15 protein-coding genes are annotated in these 16,752 nt (G+C 62.4%); 6 read left to right on the top strand and 9 right to left on the bottom strand.

The window, feature by feature from the left end; translation table 11 throughout:
* Positions 1–4: 4 nt before the first annotated feature.
* A complete protein-coding gene (locus ACJ8M3_RS01450) occupies positions 5–952 on the top strand; it encodes a siderophore ABC transporter substrate-binding protein (RefSeq protein WP_089197246.1) in 948 nt (315 codons plus the stop codon).
* A 736-nt stretch (positions 953–1,688) separates the two neighbouring features.
* Here ACJ8M3_RS01450 and ACJ8M3_RS01445 read toward each other — a convergent pair.
* Both ACJ8M3_RS01445 and ACJ8M3_RS01440 read right to left on the bottom strand, forming a co-directional pair.
* Positions 1,689–2,477, bottom strand: a complete 789-nt coding sequence (locus ACJ8M3_RS01445) for an ABC transporter ATP-binding protein (RefSeq protein WP_033643795.1) — start codon at positions 2,475–2,477, stop codon at positions 1,689–1,691.
* Positions 2,474–3,556, bottom strand: a complete 1,083-nt coding sequence (locus ACJ8M3_RS01440) for a FecCD family ABC transporter permease (RefSeq protein ID WP_033643796.1) — start codon at positions 3,554–3,556, stop codon at positions 2,474–2,476. The genes ACJ8M3_RS01445 and ACJ8M3_RS01440 overlap by 4 nt, the downstream gene beginning before the upstream one ends.
* Before the next feature lie 368 nt (positions 3,557–3,924).
* On the opposite strand from ACJ8M3_RS01440, the gene ACJ8M3_RS01435 reads away from it, so the two are divergent.
* Entirely contained in the window at positions 3,925–5,025 is a 1,101-nt protein-coding gene (locus tag ACJ8M3_RS01435) for a GGDEF domain-containing protein (protein WP_033652543.1), read from the top strand.
* Positions 5,026–5,070: 45 nt separating this feature from the next.
* Here ACJ8M3_RS01435 and ACJ8M3_RS01430 read toward each other — a convergent pair whose 3' ends face one another.
* The 3 genes from ACJ8M3_RS01430 to ACJ8M3_RS01420 all read right to left on the bottom strand — a co-directional run bounded on the left by ACJ8M3_RS01430 (position 5,071) and on the right by ACJ8M3_RS01420 (position 7,933).
* On the bottom strand, positions 5,071–6,549 hold the full coding sequence (locus ACJ8M3_RS01430; RefSeq protein ID WP_033643798.1) for an amino acid permease: 1,479 nt from the start codon (positions 6,547–6,549) through the stop codon (positions 5,071–5,073).
* A 221-nt stretch (positions 6,550–6,770) separates the two neighbouring features.
* Positions 6,771–7,637: a DNA-binding transcriptional regulator YeiE gene (gene yieE, locus ACJ8M3_RS01425; RefSeq protein ID WP_021505917.1), complete on the bottom strand. Its 867-nt coding sequence runs from the start codon at positions 7,635–7,637 to the stop codon at positions 6,771–6,773.
* Between the two features lie 98 nt (positions 7,638–7,735).
* Positions 7,736–7,933 carry a hypothetical protein gene (locus tag ACJ8M3_RS01420; protein ID WP_089197247.1) on the bottom strand — a complete coding sequence of 66 codons (198 nt, stop codon included), beginning with the start codon at positions 7,931–7,933 and terminating at the stop codon, positions 7,736–7,738.
* Between the two features lie 193 nt (positions 7,934–8,126).
* Here ACJ8M3_RS01420 and ACJ8M3_RS01415 point away from each other — a divergent pair, with 193 nt between their 5' ends.
* Both ACJ8M3_RS01415 and nfo read left to right on the top strand, forming a co-directional pair.
* Positions 8,127–9,200, top strand: coding sequence for a YeiH family putative sulfate export transporter (locus tag ACJ8M3_RS01415; RefSeq protein ID WP_033643801.1), 1,074 nt, complete (start codon positions 8,127–8,129; stop codon positions 9,198–9,200).
* 98 nt (positions 9,201–9,298) lie between these two features.
* Positions 9,299–10,138, top strand: coding sequence for a deoxyribonuclease IV (gene nfo, locus ACJ8M3_RS01410; protein WP_089197248.1), 840 nt, complete (start codon positions 9,299–9,301; stop codon positions 10,136–10,138).
* 19 nt (positions 10,139–10,157) lie between these two features.
* On the opposite strand, the gene ACJ8M3_RS01405 is transcribed toward nfo, so the two are convergent.
* The 4 genes from ACJ8M3_RS01405 to fruB form a co-directional block, all read right to left on the bottom strand.
* Positions 10,158–10,751, bottom strand: a complete 594-nt coding sequence (locus tag ACJ8M3_RS01405) for a DJ-1/PfpI family protein (RefSeq protein WP_089197249.1) — start codon at positions 10,749–10,751, stop codon at positions 10,158–10,160.
* A gap of 161 nt (positions 10,752–10,912) precedes the next feature.
* Positions 10,913–12,595: a PTS fructose transporter subunit IIBC gene (gene fruA, locus ACJ8M3_RS01400; RefSeq protein WP_047025332.1), complete on the bottom strand. Its 1,683-nt coding sequence runs from the start codon at positions 12,593–12,595 to the stop codon at positions 10,913–10,915.
* A gap of 11 nt (positions 12,596–12,606) precedes the next feature.
* Complete coding sequence (fruK, locus tag ACJ8M3_RS01395) at positions 12,607–13,548, bottom strand: 1-phosphofructokinase (RefSeq protein WP_015378523.1); 942 nt, start codon at positions 13,546–13,548, stop codon at positions 12,607–12,609.
* Positions 13,545–14,678 carry a fused PTS fructose transporter subunit IIA/HPr protein gene (fruB, locus tag ACJ8M3_RS01390; protein WP_033643805.1) on the bottom strand — a complete coding sequence of 378 codons (1,134 nt, stop codon included), beginning with the start codon at positions 14,676–14,678 and terminating at the stop codon, positions 13,545–13,547. Before fruB ends, fruK begins: the two co-directional genes overlap by 4 nt.
* Before the next feature lie 247 nt (positions 14,679–14,925).
* Here fruB and ACJ8M3_RS01385 point away from each other — a divergent pair, with 247 nt between their 5' ends.
* Together ACJ8M3_RS01385 and ACJ8M3_RS01380 are read left to right on the top strand one after the other, a co-directional pair.
* Positions 14,926–15,348, top strand: a complete 423-nt coding sequence (locus tag ACJ8M3_RS01385; protein ID WP_033652539.1) for a nucleotide triphosphate diphosphatase NUDT15 — start codon at positions 14,926–14,928, stop codon at positions 15,346–15,348.
* Between the two features lie 231 nt (positions 15,349–15,579).
* Entirely contained in the window at positions 15,580–16,740 is a 1,161-nt protein-coding gene (locus ACJ8M3_RS01380; RefSeq protein ID WP_060660452.1) for a NapC/NirT family cytochrome c, read from the top strand.
* Positions 16,741–16,752 lie beyond the last annotated feature (12 nt).

Genomic DNA, 16,752 nt, shown 5'->3' with positions numbered 1-16,752 from the left:
CTCCATGAGATTACGCCGCTCCCCCCTGATGATCGCCCTGCTGGCCGCGATGGCGCTGGCGGGTTGCCACAGCAAAACCGACGCGCCGGCGGCCTCGGCCACCGTCAACGTCCAGCACCTGAACGGCAGCACCGAGGTGAAAAAGCACCCGCAGCGCATCGTGGTGCTGGATTACGCCTCGCTGGAAACGCTGCAGCTGCTGGGCGTCGAGCCGCTGGCGCTGCCCGGCAACCGCAAGAACTTGCCGGATAGCCTGAAGCGCTATCAGGATGACAAATACCTCAATGCCGGCACCCTGTTCGAGCCGGATATGGCCGTGCTGCGCGCCGCCAAACCGGATCTGATCCTGATCGCCGGCCGGGCGTCCAAAGCCTATGACGAATTGAATGCGCTGGCGCCGACGTTGAACATGTCCGTCGATCAGCAGGATCAGTTGGGCAGCCTGAAACAGCGCACCCTGCAGCTGGGCGAGCTGTTCGATAAGCAGCAACAGGCGCAGGCGGCGATCGACAAGCTGGATGCGCAGATCGCGGCGGTCAAACCGCAGGCCGCCCAGGCCGGACGCGGGCTGGTGGTGCTGTTCTCCGGCGGCAAGATCAGCGCTTACGCCCCCAAGAGCCGTTTCAGCTTCGTCTATGACGCTCTCGGCTTCTCGTCCGCGCTGCAGTCCGATGAAAAAGACGTGCGCGGCAATAAGCTGACGCCTGAGCAGGTCGCCAAACTGAACCCGGACTGGCTGTTCGTCATCGACAGAGATGCCGCGACCGGTCGGCCGAACGCGGTGGCGCCGCAGAAAATCCTCACCGGCACCGCGCTGAAGAAAACCACGGCGGTGAAAAAAGGCCAGGTGGTTTACCTGCCGGCGGCCGAGGTCTATCTGTCCGGCGGCATCGTCACCGCCCAGCACGTCGTCGAACGCGTGAGCGAAGCACTGAACCGCGCTGCGCGATAAAAAAAGCCCGGCGATGCCGTAATGCGTGTCAGTTAGCGTTTTTTTGAAGTACTCGTGACGCTTTCGGTCGATAAATGAGAGGTGCATCATGAGACTCCCGCACCTCGACCGAGCCAGGGGCCGAAGGCGCGGCCCCTGGCAACCCGCGCCTTTGCCCTGTCAGACGGTTGGCTTTGCCAACTTCCCTCCCTCCGCCATAGCGCATTGAGGCCGGTTGCGACAGGCGTCCCTGCCTGTCTCACCTGAAACCGCCGTCCATGGCGGTTTCGCCTAATGCGCTATGCCTGCGTTCGGCGTCTTCAAGGGCGCCCAACACCGCGCTCATCTCCAACTTCTCTACCACAACCTCATCAGCGGCAGATTTCCCAGTAGCTGCCAGCTCAGGTGTTGACCTTGAGCGCGCATCACTGGCTGCCGAGCAAGACGGCGTTGTCAGGGGCAACCGGCCAGGGAAGGCCGGTTGAGGCGAGACTAACAGGGACGTTTGTCGCAGCCGACCCGCCCGACAACGCAGACACGGCGAGGGTATCCGCGTAGCGGACAGACGGTGTTAAGCGAAGGCGCAGGTGGAGGGGCCGCGCCTTCGGCCCCTCCAATTGCCGTTCGCTACGGCATCAGAGAAATGAGAGATTTTTACGGCAATTCAGGCTGCACGAAACACACAAAGATGGGATAAAAAAATGCCAGTCAGGCTTAACTGACCGGCATTACCGGCGATGCCGGGCTTTTTCCTGGATTATATCGTCGGCTGATTCACCAGACCGTCTATCAGCACCTGCGGCGTACCCTGCGAGCAACGCTCGATGCGCCCGCGCACGCCATAGACCCGCGCCAGGCTCTGCGGCGTAATCACCTGATCCGGCGCGCCGTCGGCGATCAGATCGCCATCCTGCAGCATCAGCACGTGGTCGCCGTGACGCAGCGCAATGTTGATGTCATGCACCACCACCACCGTCACGATATCGCGCTTGCGGGTTTCGCGGCGCACCAAATCCATCACGTGGAACTGGTAGTTGAGATCGAGCGCGCTCAGCGGCTCATCCAGCAGCAGCAGCGACGGCTGACGGATCAGCGACTGCGCCAACCCCACCAACTGTTTCTGGCCGCCGGACAGCTGATCGAGATAACTCAGCGCCAGGTGGGCGATGCCCAGCTGTTCCAGCAAAGCCATCACTTCCGCTTCGCTGCCGGCGTTGCTGCGGCCGCCCGAGGCGCGCTGCGCCACGATGATCGACTCCAGCACGTGCAGATGCACCCCGGCGGGCAGCGACTGCGGCAGGTACACCACTTTCTCCGCCCGACGGGCGAACGGCATCTGCATCAAATCGCCGTCGTCCAGCCACAGCTTGCCCTGCGCCGGGTTCAGCCCGGCCAGCGAGCGCAGCAATGTCGATTTGCCGCTGCCGTTCGGCCCCAGCAACACGGTGATTTGCCCGCGCGGCAGCATCGGCACCGAGAGATTGTCGATCACCTGGCGTTTCGGGTAACCCGCCGAGAAGTTTTCTATCCGTAAACCCTGGCTCATACGTTCCCCCGGTGGCGCAGAATAATGCTCAGGAAGAACGGCACCCCGACCAACGACGTCACGATCCCCACCGGGATGATTACCCCAGGCACCAGGTTTTTCGACGCCACCGAGGCCATCGACAGCACCAGCGCGCCAATCAGCGCACTGGCGGGCAGGTAGAAACGGTGATCTTCGCCGAAGATCATGCGGGCGATGTGCGGCGCCACCAGACCGATAAAGCCGATCGGCCCGACGAAAGCCACCGCCAGCGCCGAGAGCATGCTGATGCGCAGCAGCGTGGTCAAACGCAGCCGACGCACGTCGATGCCGAAGCTCACCGCCCGGTCTTCACCCAGACGCAGCGCGGTCAGTTTCCACGAGCTCATCATCGACAGCGGCAGCAGCACGGCGAACACCCCGAACAGAATGCCCAGTTTGTCCCACGAGGCGCGCGCCAGGCTGCCCATGGTCCAGAACACCAGCCCCTGCAGCGTGTCCTCGCTGGCGATGAACTGCATCATCGAGACCAGCGCGTTGAAGGTAAACACCAGCGCGATGCCGAACAGCACCACGCCGGAGGTGGCGACCCGCGTCCAGCGCGTGATGCCGTCAAGCATCAGCGCGGCGAACAGCGCGAAGATAAAGGCGTTGGCGGAGATGAACCACTGATCGGGGATCCCCGGAATGCCGATGCCTAGCACGATCGCCAGCGCGGCGCCAAAGGCCGCGGCGGAAGACACCCCGAGGGTGAAGGGGCTGGCCAGCGGGTTATTCAGGATGGTCTGCATTTCCGCCCCGGCCAGGCCGAGCGCAAAGCCCACCACCACCGCCATCAACGCATAGGGCAAGCGGATGTCCCAAACGATCACCCGCGTTCCGGCATCGGCCGCGGCGGGATCAAGCAGCGTTTGCCATAAGGACGACAACGACAGGCCGGACGGCCCCATGGTGAAATCCAGCAGCAGCGAGCCCAGGATCGCCAATGCCAATACGCCCATCATCAACAGGCGATGGCGAAGAATATGCTGATAACGCCCCATCACGCCGGCGTCGGGTTGCCCCTTGGCTTCAGTCATGGGATCGGTGGATACGCTCATTAGTTAAGATACCTGTTGCAACCATCATGACAGCGGCGCGAAAGCGGCCGCCGTGAACCGAAAAGTGTGCGGCAGCAGCCTGCGCACAGCCGTTAACAATAAAACAAACGATAATACTTATCAATCATATCAATAGGTGAAAACGGCGTTGTCGAAATGTAATAATTTGTTTTTTATCGCCATTTTTCAAACCGCCACGCTTTCCCCCGCCAACGGCCAGTAGGTTAATTATTCTGAAAATTCTTCCTGATCCGACCAGACTCTGACAAATAACGGCAAAACCACATAGAATCCAAAATCACAGCACCGCGCGTGCAAAAAAACTTCAGGCCGCCGCAAGAGCGGCCTTATTGATTGACGAGGCTGTAATGAGAAGTCCATCTCCGGCGGTAACGCCCAAACGCCCGGCGCTGCTGAACTGGCTGTTATACAGCCCGCTGCACGCCGATGACGAGCCGTTTCAACGCCAGCTGCGTCTCACGCTGACGCCCTCTCCTCTCACGCCCTGGCTGAATGCCGCAGGGCCGGCCGCGCTGCTGGCGGGGTACGCCTGGCTGGTCCAGCGGCCGCTCGGCATCGGTTTGTTGCTGCTGCTGTTGTTGTTGACCGCCGGGCGAGCCTGGCTGGCGCGTCGGCGTCAACCGGCCTGGCCGAACGCCATGCTGGTGACGGTGCTGCTGTGGGCGCTGCTGGTCGGCGCCAGCGCCGCTCTGGCGATGCTCTCGGGCCGCTTCGTCTTAATGCTGTTCGCCGGCCTGACGATCACCGCCCTGGCCTGCTGGCTGATGCAGCGCCACGCCGCCGCCCCGCGCTTCGCGCTGCTTGAGGTGATCGCGCTGACGCTGCCTTACCTGCTGGCGGCGCCGCTGTCGCGCGTGCAAAACCTGTTTGTCCTGGCGGACCTCGCGCCGCTGTGGCTGGTGCTGGCCCACGGCATGATCGCGCGCTACCACCGCCAGCTGGTGCAGCACGTCACGCTGGCGTGGGAGAAGCAGCAGGCGTCGCACCGCGATCGCCTGACCGGCTTTCTCAACCGCGCAGGCGGCGAGGCGGTGATGCGCAGCATCTGCCGTCCCGGAACGGCGCAGCCGATCTCCCACCTGTTCATTCTTGAATTCGGCCCGCTGGCGGCGCTCTACCAAAGCCACGGCGTCCAGATCGGCGACGACGTGCTGCGCACCGTCGGCGAGCGCCTCAAGACGCTGATCCGCCCCAGCGACTATATCTGCCGCTATACCGGCGGCCAGTTTCTGATTCTGGTGCACGATCTGCCCTACGGCGCGGAAAGCGAGTTTCTGGCGCGCATTGTGCCGCCGCTGGAGGCGCCCTACGATTTTGGCGCGTTCGGCGAGGTGAACATGCAGCTTAACGCCGGCATTGTGGCGCTGACGCAGGATTACGCGACGGTAGAGAGTTTGATGAGCTCGGCGCAGCAGGCGCTGGCAGAAGCCAAAGGCGGGAAAAAGTAAAACAAAACGCGGCGGGAGCCCCCGCCGCGTGTCACTCACCGAAAATTACTTCACGTCCATCTTCGGGAATTCCATCTCGCTGTACTTCACGACACGGGTGCCTTGCGACAGCTTGTAACCAAACCAAATCAGCAGGAACAGCGGAATACCGATGTAGGTCGCGGTCACGCCGTACCAGTCGATCTTGTCTTGCAGGAAGGCCTGGTAGTTCTGCCCCAGGGTGATGATCAGACACAGCACGAAGGCAAAGATCGGCCCCAGCGGGAAGAAACCGGAACGGTACGGCAAATCGTTCAGATCGCGCCCCTGCAGCATGTAGCCGCGACGGAAACGGTAGTGGCTGATGGCGATGCCCAACCAGGCGATGAAACCGGTCATGCCCGAGGTATTCAGCAGCCACAGGTAAACCGACTGGTTACCGAACATCGACGTCAGGAAGCACAGGCCGGCCACCACGCAGGTCGCGTACAGCGCGTTGCGCGGCACGCCGCCTTTCGACAGCTTGGCGAAGATGCGCGGCGCCTTGCCTTCCGAAGCCAGGGTGTACAGCATGCGGGTCGACGCATACATGCCCGAGTTACCGGCCGACAGCACCGCCGTCAGGATCACCGCGTTCATCACCGCCGCCGCCGACAGCAGGCCGGCATGTTGGAAGACCAGCGTGAACGGGCTGACGCTGATGTCTTTCACGTCGTTGCGCAGCAGGCTCGGATCGGTGTACGGAATGATCAGGCTGATGATCAGAATGGCGAAGATATAGAACAGCAGGATACGCCAAAACACCTGACGCACCGCGCGCGGGATGTTTTTACCCGGGTTTTCCGATTCGCCGGCTGCGATGCCGATAAGTTCGGTGCCCTGGAACGAGAAGCCGACGATCATGGCCACGCCGATCATTGCCGAGAAGCCACCGGCAAACGGCGCGTCTCCTATCGTCCAGTTCTGCCAGCCGGCATGCTCGCCGCCCTTCAGAATGCCGACGATCATCATCACGCCGACGGCGATGAAGATAATCACGGTGCTGACCTTGATCAGCGCGAACCAGTATTCCGCCTCGCCGAACCCTTTCACCGAAATGTAGTTCAGCAGGAACATCAGGCCGAGGAACAGCGCGCTCCAGATCCAACCCGGGGTGTCCGGGAACCAGTAGCTCATCACCAACTGCGAGGCCACCAGGTCAACGGCGATGGTCACCGCCCAGTTGTACCAGTAGTTCCAGCCCAGCGCGAAGCCGAAGCCTTCTTCTACGTATTTGGCGCCGTAGGTGGAGAATGAACCGGAGACCGGCATAAAGGCCGCCAGTTCGCCCAGGCTGGTCATCAGGAAGTACACCATCAAACCGATCAGAGCGTAAGACAGCAGCGCCCCGCCGGGGCCTGCCTGAGAAACCGTGGCGCCCGAGGCGACGAAGAGGCCGGTGCCGATGGAGCCGCCGATGGCGATCATGGTCAAATGCCGGGCTTTCAATTCACGGCGCAATCCGGGTGCTTGCTGCCCCGATGTTTTTATATCCTGCTGAGCCATTCGTTCCCTATCTATCTGCTCTTCGAAAAATGAGGGCGGATTGTAACAAATACCCGCCGGTGAACTAGCAACATTGCACCGATATAAGATAGCTTCATAATTCAGAGGCAATTATTAGCTGCGGCCCTTATAGCCTTACTTACTCTCATTAATGTGAGCGCGCGCAGGTTTTTATGCTTTTTCCGGCCTGCGCGGCAGCAGAGGGCTTGACGTGCCGCCGGTTACAGCACGCAATAGCTGAGAAAACGTTGCAACGCGTTGGAGACGTGCTTTTGCCGATGGCGGATCAGGTACAGGGTGCGGCGCAGCGGCGGCAACGGCACCGGCAGTTCCACCAGCGCGCCGCTGGCCAGCTGTTCCGCCACCACCCGCCGCGACAGGCAGCTGATGCCGATGCCGTGCCGCACCGCATGCTTGATCGCCTCCGAGTTGCCCAGCTCCATCACCAGCTGGAAATGCGGCAGATGCGCCAACAGCAGATGGTCCAACACCTCACGGGTGCCGGAACCGCGCTCGCGCAAGATCCACGGCGCATTGGCCAGCGCCTCCAGCGTCGGCGGTTGACGGGTCAGCGGGTTATCCGGCGCGGCGAACACCACCAGCTCGTCCTCCAGCCACGGCTGCGTCACCAGCTCCGGCATATGGCAAGGCCCTTCGATCAGCCCCAGATCGACGCGAAAATCCGCCACTGCCACGATTACGTCCTGGCTGTTGCCGACGTTCAGCTCCAGCGGCGTGGCGGGAAAATCCCGGCGGTAGCGGGCGATCATCTCCGGCAGCATGTAGTTGCCGATGGTGCTGCTGGCGGCGATGCGCAACGCCCCGCCGTCATGGCGAAACAGCTGCTCTATCTCCCCCGCCTGTTCCAACAGCGCCAGCGCCTTGGGATACAGCAACCGGCCGTGCTCGTTGATCACCAGCCGTTTGCCGACGCGATCGAACAGCTGCACGCCCAGCTGCCCCTCCAGATCCGCCAGCGCCGCGCTGACCGCCGACTGCGACAGCGCCAGCACCACCGAGGCCTGCGTGGTCGAACCGCTTTTCAGCACTTCGGTAAAGACTTCCAGTTGACGCAACGTGATATGCATAGCTGTCCCGGTATTGAAAGAAGGTTCTGCCAGAGAACCCCAATATGGTGTGGTGGGCAGCCCGGCCAGGCTACCCTGTTTGCGGCCAGATCGGCGCGCTATTTGCCCAACGCGACCAGCTGCGCCGCCGCGGCCAGCACCGGCTCTCGCGGCGTGCCGGTTTCGTCCCGCAGTATCAATTGCAGCATCGCCGCGAGATGGTCGCGGTCGATCACCTTGTTTTCTTCAATCAACCGCCGCACCGCGCGGCCCACTTCCTGATCTACCTGCTCTCTGCGTTGATCGTCGGTATCCATCGCCTGCTCCTGTTAGTTGGAAAATTGACGGCGGCTCGCCGTTCCTCCACACCCTAGCCGCAATGCGGCGTTATGCCAATGGCTGACCCCATACCACTTATTCAGATAGGTTATAAATATATAATCAATTTCTCTTTTATTCAGCCCAAACGTACTCTTGACCGCAAGAAACAGACTGAAGGACTGACTTTATATGGCGACTGATACCACTCACACTTACCCCGAGCGACGCTTCCCGCTGTTCGGCCTGCCGCGGCTGGTGCCGGGGCTGGCGCTGACCGGCGCGCTCACCGCGCTGGCCGTCTGGGCCGGCGACATTCCCAGGGTGGCGGAGCTGGGGCTGGGGGCGCTGACGCTGGCGATCCTGCTCGGCATTCTGGTGGGCAACACGCTGTACCCCCGCTGGCAAACCGTTTGTCACAGCGGCGTACAGCTGGCCAAACAGCGCCTGCTGCGTCTGGGCATTATCCTTTACGGCTTCCGGCTGACCTTTCAGCAGATCGCCGACGTGGGCGCCAGCGGCATCATCATCGATGCGCTGACCCTGATCACCACTTTCCTGCTGGCCTGCTGGCTCGGCAAGAAAGTGTTCGGCATCGACAGCCAAACCGCGATACTGATCGGCGCCGGCAGCAGCATTTGCGGCGCGGCGGCGGTGATGGCCACCGAGCCGGTGCTGAAGGCCGACTCCAGCAAAGTGGCGGTCGCGGTCTCGACCGTGGTGGTGTTCGGCACCCTGGCGATCTTCGCCTATCCGTGGCTGTATCAGTTGAATGAACACTTCCAGTGGCTGCCGTTCAGCCAGGAAACCTTCGGCATCTACGCCGGCTCCACCATCCACGAAGTGGCTCAGGTGGTCGCCGCCGGGCACGCCATCGGGCCGGACGCCGAAAATGCGGCGGTGATCGCCAAGATGATCCGCGTGATGATGCTGGCGCCGTTCCTGCTGCTGCTGTCGGGCTACATCAGCCGAGGCAGCGCAGGCAAGGCGGAAAAATCCGCCATCACCATTCCGTGGTTCGCCGTGCTGTTTATCGCCGTCGCCGGGCTGAACTCCTTCAACCTGCTGCCGGCCACGCTGGTGCGGCACCTGATCACCGCCGACACCTGGATGCTGGCGATGGCGATGGCGGCGCTGGGGCTGACTACCCACATCAGCGCCGTGCGCCAGGCCGGGATGAAACCGATTCTGCTGGCAACGCTGCTGTTCGTCTGGCTGCTGGTCGGCGGCGGCGCGATAAACCAACTGGTGCAACACCTGCTGTAATCTCCCTCGGCGGCCCGCTTCGGCGGGCCGCCGCTTTTCGCCATTCAATCCGCCCGCCATCAATGCCATAATGTCACCGATAACACAGGAGAATGAAGATGAAGTTTGTCGGTGCACATGTCAGCGCGTCAGGCGGCGTGGATCAGGCGGTTATCCGCGCGCACGAATTGGAGGCGACCGCGTTCGCCCTGTTCACCAAAAATCAGCGTCAATGGAAGGCCGCCCCGCTGGCCGCCGACGTGATCGATAAGTTCAAGAGCGCCTGCGCCCAGTACGGTTACGGGCCGGGGCAAATCCTGCCGCACGACAGCTACCTGATCAATCTGGGGCACCCGGTAGCCGACGCGTTGGAAAAATCGCGCGAGGCGTTTATCGACGAGCTGCAGCGCTGCGAACAGCTGGGGCTGACGCTGCTGAATTTCCACCCCGGCAGCCACCTGCTACAAATCGACGAAGATAAATGCCTGGCGCGCATCGCCGAATCGATCAACATCGCGCTGGATAAAACCGCCGGCGTGACGGCCGTGATCGAGAACACCGCCGGCCAGGGCAGCAACCTGGGCTTCAAATTCGAGCACCTGGCGGCGATCATCGACGGCGTCGAAGACAAAAGCCGCGTCGGCGTTTGCATCGACACCTGCCACGCCTTCGCCGCCGGGTACGATCTGCGCACCGAAGAAGAGTGCGAGCGCACCTTCAAGCAGTTGGGCGACATCGTCGGTTTCAACTACCTGCGCGGCATGCACCTGAACGACGCCAAGAGCGAGTTCAACAGCCGCGTCGACCGCCATCACAGCCTGGGGGAAGGCAACATCGGCAAAACGGTGTTCAGCTACATCATGCGCGATCCGCGTTTCGACAACATCCCGCTGATTCTGGAAACGGTAAACCCGGATATCTGGGCCGAAGAGATCGCCTGGCTGAAGACGCAGCAGTAACCCTCCCCTGGCCGCTCGCTTAAGCGCGAGCGGTTTCCCCCACCGCGTGCTCCGCCGCCAGCATGGCGCCGAACTGACGCAGCGTTTCTTCATCCAGGCCCGCAGCCCTGAACACCGCGGTGGTAAAACTGACCGGCGCCGATCCCGGTGACGTAATGACGCGGTCATCCACAACGGCGACGACGCTCGCAACGTAATGGCGCTGCCCGCTGTAGCCCGCAACGTTGCGCGTCAAGAACTCGGCATCGTTGGAGGTATGCGCCCTGCCGTTCAACAGGCCGGCCCGCGCCAACGCCAACGTCCCGCCGCAAATGCCCGCCAGGGTCGCGCCGCGTTGATGCTGCTCGTTGAGCAACGCGCGGATATCCGGCGCCCGTTCGGTTTCCCACAGGGTGCCGCCGACCACCACCAGCACCTCGGGGCGCCAGTCCGCCAATTCGGCCACGCCGTGAGCAACGTCCACCGTCAACCCGCCCTGTGAACGAAGCGTCCCGGCCTGCGGCGCAAAAAACGCCACATCCAGCCCATAAAACGGGCCGCCAACGCCGGCAATCAGCGCGTATTCCCAATCGGCGAAACCGGATGTCAGTACGATCGCCACTTTTTTAGCCACTGATGAATCTCCTTGAATCATTCCTTGTTCGCAGGAACAAGGTCGCGCTATCAGCTTAGAAAGCCTTGTGGTTTCTGACCAGGGGTAAATCGTGCTAACTGCCTAAGACACAAATAAAAACGCGCAGCTCTGGGCTGCGCGTTTTGCGGTATCGGCGAGGCTTACGCCGCGGCGGCGACCGGCGTTTCAGCACGTTTCAGCAGGGCATAAGCCACCCCGGCCAACAGCGTGCCGGCGGCGATCGCCACCAGGTACAGCAACACCGGCGAAATCGCGCCCGGGATCAGCAGCACGAACAAGCCGCCGTGCGGCGCCATCAGCTTGGCGCCGAAGGCCATCGACAGCGCGCCGGTCAGCGCCCCGCCGGCGATGCAGCACGGCAACACGCGCATCGGATCGCGGGCGGCGAACGGAATCGCCCCTTCGGTGATGAAGCACAGCCCCAGCACCAACGCCGCCTTGCCGCCTTCCTGTTCGGATTTCGGGAACTTGCGGCGCGCCAGCAGCGTCGCCAGGCCCATCGCCAGCGGTGGCACCATGCCCGCCGCCATGATGGCCGCCATCGGCGCATACACCGAGGAGCTGAGCAGCGCCACGCCGAACGCGTAGGCCGCTTTGTTCACCGGGCCGCCCATGTCGGTGCACATCATGCCGCCCAGGATCGCCCCCAGCAGCACGGCGTTGGCGGTGCCCAGAGACTGCAGCCAATGGGTCAGGCCTTCCATGATTTTCGCCACCGGCGTGCCAACCACGTAAATCATGATGAGGCCGGTGATCAGGCTGGCCACCAGCGGAATGATCAAGATGGGCTTCAGCGCTTCCATACTTTGCGGCAGGCGCAGCTTGCTGCTGATCGCCCTGGCGACATAACCCGCCAGGAAACCGGCGATGATGCCGCCCAGGAACCCGGCGCCGGTGCTCACCGCCAGCATGCCGCCGATCAGGCCCGGCGTCAGGCCCGGACGATCCGCGATGGAGAAGGCGATGAAACCGGCCAACACCGGCACCATCAGCGCGAAGGCTGAGCCGCCGCCGATCTGCATCAGCGCCGCCGCCAGGGTGCCCTTGACCTCAAACGCCTTGATGCCGAACACGAACGACAGCGCGATGCACAAACCGCCCGCCACCACCATCGGCAGCATGTAGGACACGCCGGTCAGCAGGTGACGATACGGGCCGTTGCCCTCTTTCTTCTTCGCCGTCGGCGCCGCGCCGCTGCGCTGCTGCGGCTGGAACACTTCGGCTTCGGCCAGCGCCTTGTCCAGTTCCTGCGCGGTTTTCTTCAGCGCCAGACCGGTGGAAGTACGATACATCGGCTTACCGGCAAACTTGTCCAGATCCACTTCGATGTCCGCCGCGACGATCACCAGATCCGCCGCCGCCACTTCTTCCGGGGTGATGGCGTTGCCGGCGCCGACGGAGCCGCGCGTTTCCACCTTCACCCACCAGCCGCGTTTCTTGGCTTCACTTTCAATGGCTTCGGCCGCCATAAAGGTGTGCGCCACGCCGGTTGGGCAAGCGGTGATCGCCACGATGCGTTTTTGTCCATCGGCTTTCACCGCAGCCGCCTGCGGCGCCTGATAGGTTTCAGCTTCGGCCTGGGCGCGCGCCAGAAACGCGTCCGGTTCACGCACCGCCTGTTCTACCTCGCCCACATAGATCAATTTGCCGTTCAGCGCGGCGTCAGCAGGAGCAGCCTGCCCCGCCACCGCCACCAGTTCGGCGTCCTGCAGCGACTCGACCAGCGTCAGGCCGGCTTTGGCCGCGGCGGCCTCCAGCATGCGTTTCGCCAGGTGGCCACGGGCCTGTCCCTGCGAACTGTCTACCATCAGCAGCGTTTTCATTCTGCCTCCTGCTATTGATTGAAAGGTTTCAGATCGACGCGCGCCATCATCGCGGCCAACTGGGGACGATCGGTCACGCCGACGTTGCTCTGGCTGACCGCCAGCGCCGCTACCGCCGTGGCCAGACGCAGGGTGTGTTCGCTGGATTCGCGCATCAGCAGGCCATAAATCAGGCCACCGACCATCGAATCGCCGGCGCCCACGGTGCTGACCACCTCACAGGACGGCGGTTTGGCGATCCAGGCGCCGGATGCGTTAACCCACAGCGCGCCTTCCGCGCCGAGGGAGATGACCACGTGGGCGATGCCCTGTTCGCGCAGCGCATGCGCGGCCTCGACCACGTCCGCCAGCGTCGGCAGCGGGCGCCCGGCCCAGATTTCCAGCTCGCGGCGGTTCGGTTTGACCAGCCACGGCGAGGCCTTCAGCCCGGCGACCAGCGCTTCGCGGCTGCTGTCGAAAATGATGCACGGGCACTTGGCGCGCAGTTGGGTCATCCAGTCGGTAAACGCGTCAGGATCGACGCCGGCCGGCAGGCTGCCGCTCACCGCCACCATGTCAAACTGGCCCAGCCAGCTCAGCGAGTCGCTGACGAAGCGATCCCAGTCCTGCGGCGTCACTTCGAAGCCGGAGAAGTTGAAATCGGTCACTTCGCCGTCTTTTTCCGTCAGCTTGACATTGATGCGGGTGCGCCCCGGCACCACCTGAAAGCGGTTGGCGATCCCCAGATCGCTGAACAGCAGCTGGAAACCGTCCTGATTATCTTTGCCCAGGAAGCCGCCGACGGTGACGTCGATGCCTAAATCTTTCAACACCTTGGCGACGTTGATGCCCTTACCGGCGGCGTGCAGGCCGGCGGTTTTTACCCGGTTGACTTCCCCGCGTTCAATCTGCGGGCAGAAACCCACCAGATCGTACGCCGGGTTCAGGGTGATTGTTGCTACTCTTCTGCTCATGCTGCGCCCTCGCCCAGTCCTTCATTAATCGCTTCGCCAATCGCCTTCAGCGCGGCTTCAGCATCTTCTCCATTGGCGGTAAAGCGCAGGTGATGCCCTTTCTTCACGCCCAACGCCACCACCTTCATCAGGCTGCGCCCGTTGGCCGGCTTGCCGCTGCCGTCCAGGTTGGTGACGGTGATGTCACTGTTGAAACTTTTGATCACGTTGACCAGCGCCGTGCCCGGCCGCGCGTGCAGACCGTGCTCGTTGCGGATCACGAATTCGGCGCTCAGCACGCTGCTCTCTTCCGCCACGTCGCTGGTCAGCAGCGCCAGCACGCCGGCGGCATCCGCCTTCAGCAAGCGTTCAGCTTTGTTGGCCAGCAGCAGATCGCTGAGGTAGTTGAGCACCGCCAGCGGCTGCGCGTCGGCGACCGACACCGTCAGCAGCAGCGCCACCGGCTCGCCGTCTTCCACGAAAGCCTGCGCCGGGCGGCTGACGGTGGCCGCGCTGGCCAGGTTGCCTTCAACGCTGTCGCTCAGCCAAATGCCCTGCCCCAGATTCAGCGGTTTGCGGGTGATGGCATCGCTGACGAACTGCGCGTTGACCGCCCCGATTTTTTGCAGACGGCCGGCGTTCAGCGCCTGCAACGTCATCAGGCTGTCGGCGGCGACGTCGAGCGCAATCAGCGAAACGTCGAACTGGAATTCGGCGCTCTGCCGTTCGCCCATCAACAGGCTGCGCAGCTCTTCCGCGGAGGTGGTTTTCGCCAGCCGCTCCGCCACGCTGTCATCGCTCAGCACGTGGGTGAGCTGACGCAGCAGCGCCAAATGCTCGTCGGAACGGGCGGCGATGCCGATCGCCACATAGGCGGTCTGGCCCTCCCCCCACGCGATGCCCTGCGGGAACTGGAACACCTGCACGCCGGTTTTCAACACCAGATCGCGGGTATCGGTGGTGCCGTGCGGAATGGCGATGCCGTTGCCCAGGTAGGTGGACGTCTGCAGTTCGCGCTGCAGCATGCCGTCCACATAACCGGCGCTGACGCAGCCGGCGTCGGTCAGCGCGGCGGCCACCTGACGGATGGCCTCCTGCTTATCGGCGGCAGCGGCGCCCAGATGAATGTCTTGCGGTGACAACTGGAACATGATTCTCCTCTCCTGCTGAATTGAATCGTTTCAGCTTCATTGAGAAAAAGGAGCGTTACCCGCTGCCCACAAGCGGTCGGATAACGCTGAAACGTTTCAAGGAGTGTGTAAGCAGCGCAAGATGAAAGCAAGTTTTCTCCCTTTCGCCATTGCAGATTTTTGAGCTTACGCACACTTTCATCGGCGCATTGGTCAGCGCCGGGGCAAAATGACATACTGTGCTGAAACTTTGCTGACGGAGAAAAGCATGAATGTAGTGACGGGCGTCGGGGTGATCATCGTGAACCCGCAAGGCGAGATTTTGCTGGGCAAACGCTGCGGCTCCCACGCGCCCTTTTGGTCGATCCCCGGCGGGCATCTGGATGCCGGTGAAACCTTCGAGCAGTGCGCCCAGCGCGAAATTGCCGAAGAAACCGGGTTGATCATCGATCCGCCGCGCTTCGTTGGCGTCAGCAACAATCTGCAAACCTGGCGCGCCGAAGGCAAACACACGGTGTCCATCTGTCTGCAGGTGGCGCATCCCGGCGGCGAAGCCGAGCTGAAAGAACCCGAAAAATGCGCCGAATGGCGCTGGTGCGCGCCAGACTCTCTGCCGGAACCCCATTTCGAAGCCAGCCGCACGGCGATCCGCCTGTGGCTGAGCGGCCAAACCTACTTGCCAACGGCCTGAGCCCTTCGCGAGCGCGCGGCGTTCGCGTTGCCTGCCTCACAGCCCATCGCTATATAAAATAGAATATAACGCTATTTTTTGCGATATACGCCATTTTTTTGACTACGGATAACCCCATGGGGTTAACCCTCTTCTATCATTACCCCTGCAATCGACGTGGCATTCTGACCTCCGGTCGGCGGCCTTTTGGCAAGATTTTATTTTAAATTCATAATTATAAGCGGGTTTACCATGAGCAAAAAACTGACTGGCTTTGAAAAAAAGCGCCGGTGGGGATGGCTATGGCTTTTGCTGCTGGGGATTATCCTCGGCGCGGCGCTGTTGGCCGGGACCGCCACCGTATTCCATAAAACCAGCGATACCGCCTTCTGCGTTTCCTGCCACACCATGCAACAACCGCTGGCCGAATATCAGGGCAGCGTCCACTTCCAAAACACCAAGGGTATCCGCGCCGAGTGCGCCGACTGCCACGTGCCGCACCAGCCGATCGATTACCTGTGGACCAAAATCCGCGCGGTAAAAGACATCTACGGCGAGATGGTCGGCACCATCGATACGCCGGAAAAATATGAAGCGCACAAGCTGGCGATGGCGCAGTCGGTCTGGAAGACGCTGAAAGAGAACGACTCGGCCACCTGCCGCTCCTGCCACAGCTACGACGCCATGGACATCACCGCCCAGCGCCCTGAGGCGCGCCTGCAGCACCCGGTGGCGATCAAACAGGGCGAAACCTGCATCGACTGCCATAAAGGCGTGGCCCACATCCTGCCGGACATGAGCGGCGAAACCCAGGCCGGCGCCGCCGAGCTGGCCAAGGCCGCGGCGCTGACCGCACCGGGCGCCACCACCCTCTACACCATCGCCACCGAACCGTTCTTCCTCAGCGCAGACGACAGCCATAATGCCGGCAACCTGATGCCGTCCACCGAAGTGCAGGTGGTGAAACAGGATGGCGACAAGGTGCTGGCCACCGTGAGCGGCTGGCAGCAAGACGGGGTCAGCGAAGTGTTCTACGCCGCGCAGGGCAAACGCATCCTCAGCGTGCTGCTGGGTGAAAACGCGCGCAAACAGCTGAAGACCGCGTCCACCCAGACCGATGCGGAAACCGGCCTGGTCTGGCATCAGGTCTCTCTGCAGGTGTGGCTGCCGCGCAAGCAGCTGATCGACGATCAGCAAAAAATCTGGCGCTACGCCGCGGACATGATGTCGGCCAACTGCACCGGCTGCCACGGGCTGACCGCGCTCGATCGCTTCAACGCCAACCAATGGATCGGCGTCATCAAAGGCATGGCGCCGCGTACCTCGCTGACGCAGGAACAGCTGCGCGTGCTGACACAATACGTACAAAAACACGCCAGCGACATGCCACCTGCCGCACCGGCCAAGCTTTAAGGGAGAAGCGCA

The organism is Serratia sp. CY55921 (assembly GCF_052167655.1).
Classification (GTDB): domain Bacteria; phylum Pseudomonadota; class Gammaproteobacteria; order Enterobacterales; family Enterobacteriaceae; genus Serratia; species Serratia ureilytica.
The sequence above is the reverse complement of the archived record's forward strand: the minus strand, read 5'-3'. Positions and strand labels throughout refer to the sequence as shown.